Here is a 15,217-nt window from a genome sequence, read left to right on the forward strand (position 1 = left end):
CGCGGCGCGGCTGATGCCGGCTGGGGGACCCTGGCGCTCACCGGGCCCGGCTTGGCCTGGGCGCTTGCGAGGGGTGCGGGTGGAGGGGATGCCTTGGCGGGCGCGGCCTTGACTGGCGCGGTACTCGCATTGGCGGGGATCTTCTTCGCGGCCGCGACCACGGCCTTGGCGCCGCTCACGACGGCCTTCGCCACCGCGCCGACGACCTTGCCCGCTGCGCTCTTCGCGGCCTTGGGAGCCGTCTTCGCCGCCGCTTGCGCGGTCTTGGCGGGCGCGCTCTTCGCGGGGGTCTTGCCCTTCGCCGGCGGCTTCGCAGCCTTGGCGACGGGTTTCGTTGACTTCACGGGTGCCTTCTTCGCGGGAGTCTTCTTGGGCGCGGGCTTCGCCGCCTTGGCCGCGGGCTTGGCAGCCTTGGCCCTGGCGGGAGTCTTTGCCGCGGTCTTCCTGGCCTTGGCGGTCGCCTTGGGCTGAGCCTTCACTTCCCGTCTCCTCGCGTCGGCGCCGGCGGCCTGGGGTTCCCCCGCATTCCTGCCTTTTGTTGTAAGTGCAACGCCGTCATGACCGCGATTTATACCCTGAGTTAAGGGCTCTGCACGGCCGTGGACCTCCTTTTCATCAAAGCGCGCGGGCCCCACCCTGCTGACGGGGGAAGGCGTGAGTTGCGGAAGCGAGACAAACATGTCCGTGGGCGGCACGCGCAATGGCTGCAAAGGGCGCCAGACTAGTCTGCCGCCCCGTCCCCCCGGTTCAGACCGCGCCGCGCCGGCGCGTCAGACAAGGCACTGCTCGAGCCCCTGCAGGAAGATGTCGCGCGGCAGGTCGATGCCGATGAAGACCATCTTGCTCTGGCGGGCCTCGCCCTCGGCCCACTCCGGTCCGAGATCGCTTCCCATCAGCTGGTGCACCCCCTGGAAGATCACCTTGCGCGCGGTGCCCTTCATGTTCAGGACGCCCTTGTAGCGCAGCATGCGCGGGCCGTAGATGTTGACGATCGCCCCCAGGAAGTCTTCCAGCTTCAAGGGATCGAACGCGCGATCGGAGCGGAACACGAAGCTCTTGACGTCGTCGTCGTGGGCGTGGTGGTGCGGGTGGTCGCAGTGCTCGCCGTGCTCGTGGTCATGATCGTGGTCGTGGCCGTGCGCGTGGTCATGCTCGTCTTCCTTCAGGAAGTCCGGATCGATGTCCAGCTTCGCGTTCAGGTTGAAGCCGCGCAGGTCGAACACGTCCCGGATCGGCACGTCGCCGAAGTGCACGGCCTTCTGCGGCGCGCGCGGGTTCATGTGCTTCAGGCGATGCACCAGCGCTTCGACCTCGTCCTTCCCCACGAGGTCGGTCTTGCTGATGAAGATCTGGTCGGCGAAGCCCACCTGCCGGCGCGCTTCCTGGCGGTCGTCGAGCTGCTGCTCCGCGTGCTTTGCGTCCACCAGCGTGAGGATGGAATCGAGCAGGTAGCTTTCCGCGATCTCGTCGTCCATGAAGAAGGTCTGCGCCACCGGGCCGGGGTCGGCAAGGCCGGTGGTCTCGATGACGACGCGGTCGAAATCGAGCAGGCCCTTGCGCTTCTTCGCGGCGAGCAGTTGCAGGGCGGAACGCAGGTCCTCGCGGATCGTGCAGCAGATGCAGCCATTGCTCATCTGCACGATCTGCTCCTGCGTGTCGCTCACGAGGATGTCGTTGTCGATGTTCTCCTCGCCGAACTCGTTCTCGATGATGGCGATCTTCTGCCCGTGCGCTTCGCTCAGGACGCGCTTGAGCAGGGTCGTCTTGCCGGAACCGAGGAAGCCGGTGAGGATGGTGGCGGGGATGAGGCTCATGATTTTCGGAGGGGTTAGGGGCCAGGGGCTGGGGCCTAGGGAATGCCAAAGTCTAGCCATCTGCCCGCTGTCCAGCGCCGTGCCGCCCGAATCCCCTCGTCGCGAGCCCCTAGCCCCTAGCCCCTACTTCCGCACCACCACCAGTCCCTTGAGGTACTCGCCCTCCGGGAAAGCCAGCGTCATGGGATGGTCGGGGGCGGCGCCCAGTCGCTCGGCGATGTAGCCGTCGACGCCGGCGTCCGTCCCCGCCGACGCCACGATCTTGTGGAACAGGTCGGCCGAGATCCCGCCCGAGCACGAGAACGTGAACAGCAGGCCGCCCGGTGCGAGCAGCTTCAGTGCCAGCCGGTTGATGTCCTTGTAGGCACGCGCCGCGCGCTCGGCGTGCGCGGCGGACGGCGCCAGCTTGGGCGGGTCGAGCACGATGGCATCGAACACGCGCCCTTCTTCCCCGAAGCGCCTCAGGCTGGCGTTCACGTCCGCGTCGAGGAACTCCGCGCGCGCCGCATCGAACCCATTGAGTGCCACGTTGGCGCGGGCACGCTCCAGTGCGGGCCCCGACGAATCGATCGACGTGACCTCGCCCGCGCCGCCCGTGAGCGCCGCCACGGTGAAGCCGCCCGAATAGCAATAGCAGTTCAGGACGCGCTGCGCACCGAAGCCCCGCACCCACGCTGCGAAGCGCGCCCGGCTGTCTCGCTGGTCCAGGTAGAAACCGGTCTTGTGCCCGGCCGCGATGTCGACGCCGAAGCGCCACGTGTGCTCGGTGATCGTGAGCTCGGTCGGCCCGCTGCCCCGCAGCCAGCCCGTGACTTCAGGCAGTCCCTCCAGCGCGCGCGCATTCGCATCGGAGCGCTCGTACAGGCGCTGCAGCCCGGTGGCTTCGAGCAGGCCGTCGGCCAGCACCTTCTTCCAGCGCTCGGCGCCGGCGGACAGGAACTGCGCCACCAGCGTGTCGCCATACCGGTCCACGACGAAGCCAGGCAGACCGTCCGATTCCCCATGCACCAGGCGCACGCTGTCGCTCGCCGGGTTAAGCCGTTGTCTTAAGGCGACGGCCGCGACCAGCCGATCGTGCAAAAACCCGGGTTCGATGCGGTCCGCCTCGGCAAAACTCCACGCTCTCGCCCGAATTTTCGATGCGGGGCTGTAGGCTGCCCACGCAAGGAAGCGGCCGTCGTGCGCCTCGACGCGGACCGTCTCGCCCGCATCGGCCCCTCCGCGCGCAATCGCGGAATCGAAGATCCATGGGTGGCGGCGCAGGAGCGAGCGCTCGCGCCCGGCGTGCAGGCGTATCACTTTCATGGGCCTATTGTCGGCGCGGCCGGAAACCGTAAGAATGTGAAACAAGATATGGACGTCCAGGAGAACTCGTCGATGGGTTGGATCGCTTGCCGCCGCAAGGTGGCCGCACTGCTGTTCCTGGCGCTGCTGGTGCTCGCCGGGCCGGCCGCTGCGCGCGCCGTCCTCCAGTTGAACTCCGGGGCGCAGCCGGTCTCGCTCGCGGACGCCGGCGATGCCTGGCTCGACGACAGCGGCAAGGCCACCGTGGAGGACGTCGCCAGGAACCCCAACCTGCGCTGGCACCACACGGCGGCCGACAACATCTACAAGCTCGCCGGTGGCAAGGCCCTCTGGATCCGCTTCACCGTGCCGCCCACCACGACCAACGAGCGCTGGTACCTCGAGGTGATCTATCCCGGCGTGGATCGGGTCGAAGTGTTCGTCAAGAACGCCGCCGGCGAATGGACCTCGCGCGTCGCCGGCGATTCCATTCCGGTGGCCAGCTGGCCGGTGCCGCACCGCCACCCGGTGATGCCGCTCGCGGTCTCCGCCACCGAGCCGCGCGTGCACTACCTGAAGATCGAGAACGGCACCATCTTCGGCGCACCCCTGGAGTTCGTCAGCGAGAATTACCTGGGCTACACCGAGCAGAGCGTCGCGCTCGGGCTCGGCGTGTACCTCGGCCTTGTCGTGCTTGCCGTGATCCTCGCGGGCATCGGCGGCGTGTCGCTGCAGGACAAGGGCTACTGGCTGTTCTCGATTTCCGCCGTGATGATGTGGCTGTGCCAGGCCACGCTGACCGGGCTGGCCGGCCTGTTCCTCTGGCCCAACTGGGCGTGGTGGAACAACATGGCGCCGCAGATCTCGCCGCTGTTCGCCATCGCCTCGCTGCAGGTGTTCTTCGCCGAAGTCGTGTCGCTGCGCGAACGCGGCCTGCGCATCTATCGCGCGCTCGTCGCGGGTGCGCTCGCCGCGTTCCCGCTCGCCATCTACCTGATGATCACGCCGGACGTGATGGAGCGGCTGAACCTGATCGTCCTGTACGTCTGCGGTGCCTCGATCGCCGGCCTCGCCGTCGTGGTGTGGGCCGCCATGCGCGGCGACCGCTACGCGCCCTGGCTGCTGCTCGGCTGCCTGCCGGTGGCCGTCGGCGCCGGCTTCCCGCTCGCGCGCGCCGCCGGTCTCATCCCGGTCAGCTTCATGACCCAGTACGGCATGCAGATCGTGATCGCGATCGAACTGCCGGTGCTGCTCATCGTGCTCGCCCTGCGCAGCCAGCACCGCCGCGAACACGTGCGACGGATCCAGGGCCTGGACCGCATCGACCCGGCCACCGGCCTGATCAACGCCGCGGTGTTCCACGAGCGGCTCGTGCGGCTCATCGCGCGCTCGCAGCGGCTCAAGTTCCGCAGCGCCATGCTGCTGGTCGACATCGGCAACATCGACCAGATCCGCCGGCAGTTCGACCCCGATTCGGCTCGCGAGCTGACGCTGCGCGTCGCCGGCCGCCTGCTGTCGGTGGCGCGCGAGATCGACACGGTCGCCCGCCTGTCCGACCATCGCTTCGGTGTCCTGCTGGAAGGCCCGCTGCACGCGGACGAAGTCGCCGAAGCCGGTCCCCGCATCGTCGCGCGCTGCCTGATGCCCTTCAAGGGCCGGCCGCTGGAATGGTCCGCGCACGTTCGCGTGGCGCAGGCGCTGATCCCCATGGACGGCACCGACCCGTCGCAGTTGATCGGCCGGCTGGAAACGCTGCTCGCCAGCGCGCCGGCGGACAGCCGCCGTGCGGTCTTCACGCTGCCCCGCAGCAGCACGCCGGCTGCGCTGATGTCCTGAGCCTGCGCCGCAGGATCTCCAGGGCCGCGATCGAACGACGCGCTACTTGCGCTTGGCGCGCGGATGCGCCGCGTCGTACGCCTTCGCGAGATGCTGGAAGTCCAGGCGCGTGTAGACCTGCGTCGTGCCGATGTTCGCGTGGCCCAGGAGCTCCTGCACCGCGCGCAGGTCGCCGCTCGATTGCAGCAGGTGGCTCGCGAACGAGTGGCGCAGCATGTGCGGGTGCACCGGCGTCGCGAGCCCCGCGCGCAGGCTGCGCTGCTTGAGGCGCTGCCAGATCGCCTGGGCGCTCAGCCGCCCGCCATTGCGGCCCAGGAACAGCGCGGGCTCGCCGGCATGCCGGCCCGCAGCGCGCTGGGCGCTCCACTCCTTCAGCGCCTGCAGCGCCTTGCCACCGACCGGCACCGTGCGGCGCTTGCTGCCCTTGCCCAGCACGTGGGCTTCGCCGGCCTGCGCGTCGATCCAGCCACGCGCTGCGGTGCTCGCCTGCACATCCAGGCCCACCAGTTCGCCCACGCGCAGGCCGCATCCGTACAGAAGTTCCACGATGGCGGCGTCCCGCGCCTCCATCCACGGATCCGCCCCGTCGCCGGTGTATTCCGCGAACTGCACTGCTTCGTCGACGCCCAGCGCCTTGGGCAGCGGCTTGGGCGCCTTGGGGGCGCGCACGTCCTGCACCGGATTGCTCTGCACCAGTCCTTCGCGTCCCAGCCAGGTGTAGAACCCGCGCCAGCCGGAGAGGATCAACGCGATGCCGCGACCCGAGCGGCCGCCCGAGTGCATCTGCGCCACCCAGCGACGGATGTGCGCGTTCTGCACCTGCAGCAAGCCGACGCGGGCCTGGGTGGCGTTCTCCGAGAGCTTCTGCAGGTCCAGCGCATAGAGTTCCACCGTGCGCGCGGCGAGGCGCTTTTCCACGCGCACGTGTTCGAGGTAGCGCTCGACCAGTGCGACGTCGTCCATGCGCTTCAGCGGGGGCGCAGGCGGGACAGCGCGGCGCTGGCGAGTTCGGCGATGCGCTCGAGGAAGTCGGTGGCGAAGCCGGCCTGGAAGCGCTGCGGATCCGGCGAGGCCAGCACCAGCATGCCGAAGGCCGGGCCGGCGCCGTTCGCTGCGCCCGGGCGCAGCGCGATCAGCGCGATCGACATCGCCGTGTCCGGATCTTCCAGCCAGCCCACCGCCTCGATGCCGGTGGCCATGCCGCAATACGGCTGCGCGAGCGAGGAGGCGAAGCTCTTGGCGTCCTCGCTCACGCCCTGCGCGAAGGGCTCGTTGGCGTAGCGCGCGTCCACGTCCCAGACCTTCAGGGCCACCTGCGGGACGAGGAACTGCGACTGCAATTCGGCGGCCAGCGTGGCCGGCAGCGCGCGCGTGGACTGCACCAGCAGCAGCGACTGGGCCCAGCGGTGCACGCGGTCGGAGATCACCATGTTCTCGTTGCCGTGCCGCACCATGTCCATGATGCGGTGCTCCAGCGCCTTGATCTTTTCGCGCAGCATCTCGGCCTGCCGCTCCTGCAGGCTCACCGCGCGATTGCCATGCGGGCTGGTGAGCAGTACCGAGGCGAGCAGTTGCGCGTGCCGCTCGAAGAAGTCGGGGCTGTTCGCCAGGTAGTTGGCGATGTCGTCTTCGGTGATCGGGTTCATCTGTGGGGGGCCCATCCTCATTCCTGCAATTCGATTTCGCCTTCGAAGACCGTCACCGCCGGTCCCGTCATGAACACCGGGGCATCGCCGCCGGCCCATTCGATGGTGAGCTTGCCGCCGCGGGTCTCCACGTCGACCCGTGCGTCGAGCTTGCCCAGCCGGATGCCCGCCACGACCGCGGCGCAGGCGCCGGTGCCGCAGGCGAGCGTCTCGCCGGCGCCGCGCTCCCACACGCGCAGCCGGATATGGCTGCGGTCCTGGATCTCCATGAAGCCGGCGTTCACCCGCTTGGGAAAGCGCGAGTGCCGCTCAATGAGCGGACCCTGCTGCGCCACCGGCGCGTGGTCCGCGTCGGCGACTTCCTGCACCGCGTGCGGATTGCCCATGGACAGCACCGCCACGGCGACGATCTGCGACTCGGCATAGGTCCCGAGCGCCAGGTGCCATTTCAGCCAGTTGCCATCCTTGTGCGGGCTGAGCCCCGCGGCCACGAAAGGCACCTGCTCCAGCGCGAACACCGGCTGGCCCATGTCCACGGTGACCCGGCCATCCGGGTTCAGCCGCGGCTCGATCACGCCCGAGAGCGTCTGGACGCGGATGCGGTCGCCCTGGGCCAGGCCCTTGTCGGCGACGTAACGTGCGAAGCAGCGCGCTCCATTGCCGCACTGCTCCACCTCGCCGCCGTCGGCGTTGTGGATCACGTACTCGAAGTCGACGCCGGGCGCCGGCGAAGGCCGCACCGACAGCACCTGGTCGGCGCCGACGCCGAAGTGCCGATCGGCGAGCTGCCGGTACTGCGCGGGCGTGAGGTTCAGGCGCTGGCGCGTTTCATCGAGCACGACGAAATCGTTGCCCGCTCCCTGCATCTTGGTGAAACGGATGCGCATGCCCGGATTATCCGCGCAGGCGGTCCAGATAGCGATCCACGAAGAACAAGCGGTCCTGCCCCCACCAGCGCTCAGGGTGCCCGCGCACGATGAAGGTCGGCGCGCCGAACACGCCCAGCCGCACCGCCTCCTCGCTGAAGGCATCGTATTCCCGCTGCACCGAGGCCGAACGCTCCAGCGCCTGCAAGGCGACGCCGTCGTAGCCGTTCTCGTCGGCCACCGCGATGCGCACCTGGGCCTGCGAGGTGTCGCGCTCCTCCGCCCACAATGCGCGCAGCAGCGCATGCGACAGCACGAAGGCGTCCAGCCCCTGCTGCTGCGCGGCGATCACCATCCAGCCCGCGTACTTGTTCCAGTCCGGATCCTGCGGCATGGACTGCGGGTAGTGCTTCGGCTCCAGCGTCAGCGGCATGCCCAGGTAGTCGCGCCAGCGGGCCAGCTCCTCCGCGTGGTAGCTGCGGCGCGCGGGCGGCCGCGTGCGGATGGGGATGCCACCGGTCTGCACCACCACCGCCTGGAAGTCGTAGGGCTTCAACACCAGCTTGACCTTGTGACGGCGCACCACGTCCTGCAGCTGCGGACCGGCAAAATAGGCCCAGGGCGATGACAGGCTGTAATAGCAGTCCAGTTGAATCGTCATCCGCGGATTATCGACTCGTGAACCTTCCCGTCTTCGCCCTTCCGCCCGTGCCGCCGCAATCCATCGCCAGTCCGCGCGACGAAGCCGCATTGGCGCGGCTCGCGCGCGACGCCCGCGCGCAGCTCGCGCGGCTGAACTATCCACCCGCGAACTGGGTGCCGCCGGCGACCGCGCCCGACGGCACGTCGGTCGTCGACGTGCTCGTAGCCGGCGCCGGCATGTGCGGGCAGACCGCGGGCTACGCCTTGCTGCGCGAAGGCATCGCGAACCTGCGCGTCGTCGACCGCGCGGCGCGCGGCGACGAAGGGCCGTGGAGCACCTACGCGCGCATGCTCACGCTGCGCAGTCCCAAGCACCTCACCGGGCCCGACCTCGGCGTGCCCGCCCTCACCTTCCGGGCCTGGTACGAGGCGCAGCACGGCGAGGAGGGTTGGACCGCATTGCACAAGGTCGGCCGCATCGACTGGCGCGACTACCTGCTGTGGGTGCGCGAGACCGTGGGCCTGCCCGTGGACAACGGCGTCACCCTGCTGTCGATCGATGACGAGGGCAGCCTGTTGCGCGCGCGCCTGCAGTCGGCGCAGGGCGAAGAGACCGTGTGGGCGCGCAAGATCGTACTGGCCCTCGGCCGCGACGGCAGCGGCGCGCCGCGCTGGCCAGCGTTCCCTTCCTTGCGGCGCGACGACCCGCACGCGGCGGGCCGCGTCTTCCATTCCGCCGACGCGATCGACTTCGAAGCGCTGCGCGGCCGGCGCGTCGCCGTGCTCGGCGCCGGCGCGTCCGCGTTCGACAACGCCGCCTGCGCGCTGGAAGCGGGCGCGCGCGTGGAGCTGTTCGCGCGGCGGCCCTTCCTGCCGCAGGTGAACAAGAGCAAGTGGACGGCCTTCGCCGGCTTCTTCCGCGGCTTCGAGGCGCTGGACGACGCCCGCAAGTGGCGCTTCTATACCTACATCTTCGAGGAGCAGGTGCCGCCGCCCTGGGAGACGGTGCGACGCTGCGATGCGCACGCCGGCTTCGCCTTGCACCTGGCGACGCCCTGGACCGACGTGCGCCCGCAAGCCGACGGCGTGCTGGTCACGACGTCCGCGGGCACCGAGCGCTTCGACGCCGTGATCTTCGGCACGGGCTTCGACGTGGACCTGCTGGAGCGGCCGGAGCTCGCGCGCTACGCCGGCGCCATCGACACCTGGGCGCGGCACGTGCCGGCGGACCAGGCGCAGCGGCACGCGGAGTCCGCGCGCTTCCCTTATCTCGGCAACGGCTTTGAGCTGCGAGCGACGGGAGAGGAGCATCGCGCTGCGCTCGCCAACCTGCACCTGTTCAACTGGGGCAGCACCTTGAGCCACGGCGCGCTCGCGGGCGACATCCCGGGGCTCGCCATCGGCGCGAGCCGGCTCGCGCACGCGATCGCCCGGGACCTGTTCGTCGCCGATGCGGACCTGCACTGGGAGCGCCTGCAGGCGCTGGAAGAGCCCGAGCTGCTGCCGACGAAGTGGTACGTGCCGCCGGCGGACCGCTGCTGAAGTCCCCTGCCGGCGCGGGCGGCACGGGACGCGCGGACGGCCGGCTCAGTCGATGTGGATCTTCGCCGCCTTCACCACCTCCGCCCACTTGAGGCGGTTGGCGTGCACGGTCTGGCGGAACTGCTCCGGCGTCTCCAGCCGGATCGTGTTACCGGCGCTTTCCAGCTTCACGCGCACCTCGGGGTCCTGCAGCACCTGGCGCACCGCGGCGTTGATCTTCGCGACGATCGCCGGGTCCGTATTCTTCGGTGCGAACAGCGCGAACCAGGTCGACGAATCGAAACCCTGCGTGCCGGGGATGCCGCTTTCGCCGATGGTCGGGACCTCCTGGATCGCCGCGACGCGCTTGGCCGTCGTCACGCCCAGCAGGCGCACCTTGCCCGCCTTGTACTGGCCCAGCACCGTCTGCACCTGGTTCATGATGCAGCAGGCCTCGCCCTTCAGCACGCCTTGCATGGCCTCCGGGCCGCCCTTGTAAGGCACGTGCACCATGTCCAGGCCCAGCTTCGAGTTGAGTTCGGCGAAAGCCATGTGGGTGCCCGTGCCGTTGCCGGTGGACGCGTAGTTGTACTTGCCGGGATTCGCGCGCACCAGGTCGACGAACTCCTTGAAGGTCTTCACGTTCATCACGTCGGGATTGATCGTGAGCACGTTGGAGACATCCAGGATCGGCGTCACCGGCACGAAGTCCGCTTCCACGTCGAAGGGCAGTTTCTTGTAGAGCGCGGCGTTGCTGCCGTGCGTGGCGGCCGTCCCGAACACCAGCGTGTACCCGTCCGGCCTGGCGCGCGACACGTATTCGAGCGCGACGTTGCCGGCGGCGCCGACCTTGTAGTCGATGATCACCGGCTGCCCCAGCACCTTGCCGAGCGGGTCCTGCAGGATCCGCCCCACCACGTCCACGCCCGAACCGGGCGGAAAGGTCATCACGATGGTGACGGGCTGCTGCGGCCAGGCAGCGGGCCCCTGCGCTTGCGCGAGCGGGGCCAGGGCCAGGGCGGCGAGCGCGGCGACGAAGGCGCGGCGCAGGAACGAGGGGGTGGTCACGCGGAGTACTCCTGAAAGGGGCGACCGCGCATTGTGGCAAGCCCCATGCCTTCTTTCCAGCATGAGCTTATGCTGCGCGCTTCCCCGCAAGACCCCTCCGCAACACCATGCGCATTCCCGACTGGACTCCCGAACGCAAGCCGCAACCGCAGGACCTGGTGCAGGCCATCCTGGAACGCCGCGGCGGCCAGCTGATCAACCTGGACCGCGCCCTGCTCTGGAGCGAACCGCTCGCCCGCGGCTGGAACACCTACCTGAAGGCGGTGCGCACCGGCCTCGGCGCGAGCCGGCAGTTGCGCGAGATCGGCATCTGCACGGTGGCCCTGATCACCGGCGCGGCCTACGAGTACCACCACCACGCCCCGGACTACCTCGCCGCCGGCGGCACGCAGGCGAGCCTGGACGCGCTGCAGGCCTACGTGCAAGGCGGCGCCCGTGGCGAGCCCTCCGGCCTCGCGGGCGACGAAGCCCTGGTCGTGCAATACGCGGCGCAGATGACGCGTGACGTCAAGGTCGAGGACGCGGTCTTCGCCCGGATGCAGCAGCGATTCGAGACGACCGAACTGGTGGAGATCACCTCCGCGATCGCCACCTACAACATGGTGGCGCGCTTCCTCGTCGCACTCGGCGTGAGCCCCGAGTCCTGAGGACGCAGCGGGCGGAGCTCACTCCGCCTTGATGTTGTTCTCCTTCACCACGCGCGCCCAGGTATCGAGCTGCTTGTCGATGAAGGTGCGCGCGGTTTCCGGCGAGCCGCCCACGACCGTGATGCCCTGCTGCTCCAGCCGGTGCGCGATGTCGGGGACCTTCAGCGCCTTGTTGATCTCCTCGTTCATGCGCTTCACCACCTCCGGCGGCGCCTTCGCGGAGGCGAGCACGGCCCACCAGGTCGGCGCGTCGAACGCCGGGAAGCCGCTTTCGGCCACCGTCGGCACGTCGGGCAGTTCGGGCGAGCGCTTGCTGGTGGTGACGGCCAGCGGCCGCAGGCGCTTGCTGTCGATGTGCGGCTTGGTGACGAACACCGAGGCGATCGAAAGCGGCACGTGGCCCGCCACGACGTCCTGCATCAGCGGGCCGCCGCCCTTGTAGGGCACGTGCGTCATCTCCAGGTGGCCGTCCTTCGCGAGCAGGGTCATCGCCAGGTGGCCCAGGCTGCCCGAACCGATGGTGCCGAAGCTCACGTTCTTGTTTGCCTTGGCCGCCGCCACGACGTCGGCGAAGGTCTTGTACTCGGAGTTCGCCGGCGTGGCGATCACCATCGGCGAGGTGCCGATCAGGATGACCGGCGCCAGGTCCTTCTTCGTGTCGTACGAGAGATTCGGGATCAGCGACTGGTTGACGCCGTGCGTGTCGAACACGACCGCGAAGCTGTAGCCGTCGCCACCGCCGTGCGCGACGGCTGCCGTGCCTATGGTGCCGGAGGCGCCGCCCTTGTTCTCCACGATGACCGTCTGCCCGAGCTGCTGCGTGAGCTGCGGCGCCAGGATGCGCGCCACCTGGTCCACCGAGCCGCCGGGCGGGAACACCGCGACCAGCCGGATGGGGCCGCGCTTGGGCCAGTCGCCCACCTGGGCGTGGGCCGGGACGACAGCGCAGGCGGCGAGCGCCAGCGCGAGGAAGGTTCTGCGGGTGTTCATGCGCCTCCAGCGTGATGTAATCGAGCGCATGGTAAGAGCCAGCCAGCTTCTGCATGCTCAGCGTGAACCCGCAGTGCCGCGCCCCGCCGCGACCGTCCTGCTGCTGCGGGATGCGCCCGGCGGCATCGAAGTGCTGATGACGCGCCGCTCCGCGACGGCGAGCTTCGCGCCCGGCGCCTACGTCTTTCCCGGCGGCGGCATCGACGCTGGCGACGCGCAGGCGGCCGACACCGCGGCCCGCCGCCCCACGCAGCAGGACGCGCACTTCGTCGCCGCCATTGCCGCGATCCGCGAGAGCTTCGAGGAGCTGGGCGTGCTGCTGGCGCACCGGGCGGACGGCCGCCCCGCGGACGCATCCGACATCGCTGCCCTGGATCGCCACCAGCCCTTCGTGGCGCAGTGCCGCGCGCGCGGCCTGACCCTCGCGGCCGACGAGGTGTTCGTGCTCGCGCACTGGATCACCGACCGCGACCTGCCGCGGCGCTTCGACGTGCCCTTCCTGGTGGCGCGCATGCCGCAAGGCCAGTCGCCGGTGGCCGACGAGGCGGAGCAGTTCGAGCCCGTGTGGGTGCGCCCTGCGGACGCGCTCGCGCGCCACGAGGCCGGCCAGTTCTTCATGATCTTCCCGACCATCCGCACGCTCCAGCGGCTGGCGAAGCTCGATGACGTCGCCGCCGTGCTGGCCGCCTGCGCGGGCGAGCAGCCCCTGTGGACCAGTTCGCCGCGCGCAGGCTGGGTGAAAGGCGCCGAGACGCGCTTCATGGAGCACGAGATGCCTTACGGCGAGCTCGCGCTGGTGAGTCCGGACGGCCAGATCGTGCACCACCTCGACTGGCAAACCGAGCAACCGGTGGCGCTGCTGAAGAACGTGATGCGCATGACGGCGCCCAATCCCGGCGTGATGACCGGGCCCGGCACCAACAGCTACATCGTGGGCGACCCGCACACCGGCTACATCGTGATCGACCCCGGTCCGGAAGACGCGGAGCACCAGCAGAAACTCTGGCGCGCCACCCATGGCGACATCCGCATGATCGTGTGCACGCATTCGCACGCGGACCACTCGCCCGGCGCGCGGCCGCTGCAGGCGCTGTGCGCGCAGCGACCGCCCATCCTGGGCCTCGCCTCGGCGCCCACCGCGCGCCCGGCAAGCGCGTTCACGCCCGACCGCGCACTGGCCGACGGCGAGGTGCTCACGCTCGCGGGCGGCGGCACCACGCACAGCCTCCAGGTGATGCACACCCCGGGACACGCGGCCAACCACCTGTGCCTGGTGTTGATGGAAGACGGCCTGCTCTTCTCGGGCGACCACATCCTCAACGGCAGCACCACGGTGGTCGATCCGCCCGACGGCGACATGACGGCCTACCTCGACTCGCTCGATCGCCTGTCCGCCGCGTGTGAACAAGTTGGCATCGACTTCATTCTTCCGGCGCACGGTCACGTGCTCGGTTTCGCCAGCCAGGCGATCGCGCACCTGAAGGCGCACCGGCTGCAGCGCGAGGCACGCATCGTCGCTGCCATGCGCCAGCGGCCGCACGGCACGCTGGAGGATTGGGTCGAACTCGCCTATGCCGACGTGCCGCCGCGCATGTGGCCGCTCGCCCAGCGCTCGCTGCTGGCGCACGTACAACGGATCGAGGCCTTGCAACTGGCCGGATAGCGCACCCGAAAGTACACTGCTCCCAGGCTCCTGGAGGAGATGGGATGCAGCAAAAGACAAACGCGGCGAACCGCGGCATCGATGCCTATCCGCTGGAATTCAGCGGCTCGGGTGGCGAGTACTTCCGCCTGTGGTTCGTCAACCTGCTGCTGACGGTGCTCACGCTCGGCTTCTACACGCCGCTGGCACGCCGGCGCACCGCGCAGTACTTCTATGGCCATACGCTGGTGGCGGACAGCCCGCTGGAGTTCACCGCGCAGGGCCGGCGCATGCTGCTCGGCTTCGTTCTGTTCGTGGCGTTGTACGTGGCGCTGAAGATCGCCGCGCAGACCGGGCAGAACCGCATGGTCGCCGTGCTGATGCTGGGCGGCGCCGCGCTCGCGCCTTACTTCTGGGGCAGCGCGATGCGCTTCCGCTTCAACGCGACGCGCTGGCGCGGCGTGCGCCTGCAGTTCACGGCGAGCTGGGGCGAGGTGTACCGCGCGAGCCTGCCGGCCTTCGTCTTCTCCGTCGCGTGGATCGGCGGGATCACGGAGATCGAGGTCCTGGTCGGCAAGGGCAAGAGCGGCTCGCCCACGGCGACGGGATTCGCGATCGCAGCCGCCGTGGTGGCGGTCGTGGTGAGCGTGCTGTGCGCGATCCGCCTCGAATACAACTACAAGAGCCTGATGGTGGCGCGCGGCCGCATCGGCGGCCAGCCCGGTCGCTGGAAGCCGCGCTTCCTCGATTTCGTCGGCATCTGGATGGCGACCGTGGGCGTCTTCCTCGGTGTCGTGCTGCTGGTGGGCGTGGCGATCGCGGCGACCCTGGGCGGCTCCTTCGCGCTGATGAAGCGCACGCACCCGGCCGGCGTGGCCGCCGTGCTGATGGCAGCCGCCATCGGGGTCGCCGTGCTGTTCCTGCTGTTCCTCGCCTCGGCGCCGGCGCGTGCCTACCGGGAGGCGCGCATGTTCAAGCTGGTGTGGAGCAACATCGGCGTGAGCCAGGTCGCGCGCTTCAAGTGCAGGCTGCGGCCCTGGCGCTTCGTCGGCCTGCGGGTGAAGAACGTGCTGCTCACGGTGCTGACGCTGGGCTTCTACCGGCCGTTCGCGCGCGTGAGCGAGTACCGCATGAAGTGCACGTCGGTCACCCTGCACGTGAAGGGCAGCCTGGACCAGCTCGCCGGCCAGCTGGCCCGCGAAGAGCTGGCCGTCGGCGATGCGCTCGCCGATGTGGTGGGCCTGGAGCTCGTGGGTTGATG

Annotated in this window: 14 protein-coding genes; 6 read left to right on the forward strand and 8 right to left on the reverse strand. The window is 69.5% G+C overall.

All coding sequences use genetic code 11. From position 1 onward, the window contains the following. Positions 1–93 precede the first annotated feature (93 nt). Complete coding sequence (locus tag JJB11_RS25860) at positions 94–471, forward strand: hypothetical protein (RefSeq protein WP_201964518.1); 378 nt, start codon at positions 94–96, stop codon at positions 469–471. A gap of 299 nt (positions 472–770) precedes the next feature. Here JJB11_RS25860 and JJB11_RS00110 read toward each other — a convergent pair whose 3' ends face one another. Then, the gene (locus JJB11_RS00110; RefSeq protein WP_201165877.1) at positions 771–1,814 is read right to left on the reverse strand and encodes a CobW family GTP-binding protein; all 1,044 of its coding nucleotides are present in this window, start codon (positions 1,812–1,814) and stop codon (positions 771–773) included. 123 nt (positions 1,815–1,937) lie between these two features. Beyond that, entirely contained in the window at positions 1,938–3,119 is a 1,182-nt protein-coding gene (locus JJB11_RS00115; protein ID WP_201165878.1) for a class I SAM-dependent rRNA methyltransferase, read from the reverse strand. A gap of 72 nt (positions 3,120–3,191) precedes the next feature. On the opposite strand from JJB11_RS00115, the gene JJB11_RS00120 reads away from it, so the two are divergent. Beyond that, the gene (locus JJB11_RS00120; protein ID WP_201165879.1) at positions 3,192–4,934 is read left to right on the forward strand and encodes a sensor domain-containing diguanylate cyclase; all 1,743 of its coding nucleotides are present in this window, start codon (positions 3,192–3,194) and stop codon (positions 4,932–4,934) included. Positions 4,935–4,976: 42 nt separating this feature from the next. Here JJB11_RS00120 and JJB11_RS00125 read toward each other — a convergent pair whose 3' ends face one another. From JJB11_RS00125 to JJB11_RS00140, 4 genes are read right to left on the reverse strand one after another with little or no spacing between them, the layout of a single operon-like run. Next, the gene (locus tag JJB11_RS00125; protein ID WP_201165880.1) at positions 4,977–5,897 is read right to left on the reverse strand and encodes a tyrosine recombinase XerC; all 921 of its coding nucleotides are present in this window, start codon (positions 5,895–5,897) and stop codon (positions 4,977–4,979) included. A 5-nt stretch (positions 5,898–5,902) separates the two neighbouring features. Then, positions 5,903–6,580: a DUF484 family protein gene (locus tag JJB11_RS00130; protein ID WP_242528813.1), complete on the reverse strand. Its 678-nt coding sequence runs from the start codon at positions 6,578–6,580 to the stop codon at positions 5,903–5,905. Positions 6,581–6,597: 17 nt separating this feature from the next. Continuing rightward, positions 6,598–7,467: a diaminopimelate epimerase gene (gene dapF, locus JJB11_RS00135; RefSeq protein WP_201165882.1), complete on the reverse strand. Its 870-nt coding sequence runs from the start codon at positions 7,465–7,467 to the stop codon at positions 6,598–6,600. 7 nt (positions 7,468–7,474) lie between these two features. Further along, a complete protein-coding gene (locus JJB11_RS00140; protein ID WP_201165883.1) occupies positions 7,475–8,107 on the reverse strand; it encodes a 2-hydroxychromene-2-carboxylate isomerase in 633 nt (210 codons plus the stop codon). 17 nt (positions 8,108–8,124) lie between these two features. Here JJB11_RS00140 and JJB11_RS00145 point away from each other — a divergent pair, with 17 nt between their 5' ends. After that, entirely contained in the window at positions 8,125–9,630 is a 1,506-nt protein-coding gene (locus tag JJB11_RS00145; RefSeq protein ID WP_201165884.1) for an FAD/NAD(P)-binding protein, read from the forward strand. A gap of 45 nt (positions 9,631–9,675) precedes the next feature. On the opposite strand, the gene JJB11_RS00150 is transcribed toward JJB11_RS00145, so the two are convergent. Further along, complete coding sequence (locus JJB11_RS00150; RefSeq protein ID WP_201964519.1) at positions 9,676–10,677, reverse strand: tripartite tricarboxylate transporter substrate-binding protein; 1,002 nt, start codon at positions 10,675–10,677, stop codon at positions 9,676–9,678. Positions 10,678–10,784: 107 nt separating this feature from the next. On the opposite strand from JJB11_RS00150, the gene JJB11_RS00155 reads away from it, so the two are divergent. Continuing rightward, complete coding sequence (locus JJB11_RS00155; protein ID WP_201165886.1) at positions 10,785–11,324, forward strand: carboxymuconolactone decarboxylase family protein; 540 nt, start codon at positions 10,785–10,787, stop codon at positions 11,322–11,324. A gap of 18 nt (positions 11,325–11,342) precedes the next feature. Here JJB11_RS00155 and JJB11_RS00160 read toward each other — a convergent pair whose 3' ends face one another. Beyond that, positions 11,343–12,314, reverse strand: coding sequence for a tripartite tricarboxylate transporter substrate binding protein (locus JJB11_RS00160; RefSeq protein WP_201165887.1), 972 nt, complete (start codon positions 12,312–12,314; stop codon positions 11,343–11,345). Between the two features lie 28 nt (positions 12,315–12,342). On the opposite strand from JJB11_RS00160, the gene JJB11_RS00165 reads away from it, so the two are divergent. Together JJB11_RS00165 and JJB11_RS00170 are read left to right on the forward strand one after the other, a co-directional pair. Further along, complete coding sequence (locus JJB11_RS00165) at positions 12,343–13,977, forward strand: MBL fold metallo-hydrolase (RefSeq protein ID WP_201165888.1); 1,635 nt, start codon at positions 12,343–12,345, stop codon at positions 13,975–13,977. Positions 13,978–14,021: 44 nt separating this feature from the next. Beyond that, positions 14,022–15,215 (forward strand): YjgN family protein, encoded by a 1,194-nt coding sequence (locus JJB11_RS00170; protein ID WP_201165889.1) that lies wholly within the window; start codon positions 14,022–14,024, stop codon positions 15,213–15,215. Positions 15,216–15,217: the final 2 nt, after the last annotated feature.

It is taken from the genome of Ramlibacter ginsenosidimutans (assembly GCF_016654015.1).
GTDB classification, from domain to species: Bacteria; Pseudomonadota; Gammaproteobacteria; order Burkholderiales; family Burkholderiaceae_C; genus Ramlibacter; species Ramlibacter ginsenosidimutans.

Bases quoted from the DNA above. Each gene is read 5' to 3' on its own strand.
- JJB11_RS00110 (WP_201165877.1), bottom strand. From the start codon at position 1,814: ATGAGCCTCATCCCCGCCACCATCCTCACCGGCTTCCTCGGTTCCGGC.
- JJB11_RS00115 (WP_201165878.1), bottom strand. From the start codon at position 3,119: ATGAAAGTGATACGCCTGCACGCCGGGCGCGAGCGCTCGCTCCTGCGC.
- JJB11_RS00120 (WP_201165879.1), top strand. From the start codon at position 3,192: ATGGGTTGGATCGCTTGCCGCCGCAAGGTGGCCGCACTGCTGTTCCTG.
- JJB11_RS00125 (WP_201165880.1), bottom strand. From the start codon at position 5,897: ATGGACGACGTCGCACTGGTCGAGCGCTACCTCGAACACGTGCGCGTG.
- JJB11_RS00130 (WP_242528813.1), bottom strand. From the start codon at position 6,580: ATGAACCCGATCACCGAAGACGACATCGCCAACTACCTGGCGAACAGC.
- dapF (WP_201165882.1), bottom strand. From the start codon at position 7,467: ATGCGCATCCGTTTCACCAAGATGCAGGGAGCGGGCAACGATTTCGTC.
- JJB11_RS00140 (WP_201165883.1), bottom strand. From the start codon at position 8,107: ATGACGATTCAACTGGACTGCTATTACAGCCTGTCATCGCCCTGGGCC.
- JJB11_RS00155 (WP_201165886.1), top strand. From the start codon at position 10,785: ATGCGCATTCCCGACTGGACTCCCGAACGCAAGCCGCAACCGCAGGAC.
- JJB11_RS00160 (WP_201165887.1), bottom strand. From the start codon at position 12,314: ATGAACACCCGCAGAACCTTCCTCGCGCTGGCGCTCGCCGCCTGCGCT.
- JJB11_RS00165 (WP_201165888.1), top strand. From the start codon at position 12,343: ATGGTAAGAGCCAGCCAGCTTCTGCATGCTCAGCGTGAACCCGCAGTG.
- JJB11_RS00170 (WP_201165889.1), top strand. From the start codon at position 14,022: ATGCAGCAAAAGACAAACGCGGCGAACCGCGGCATCGATGCCTATCCG.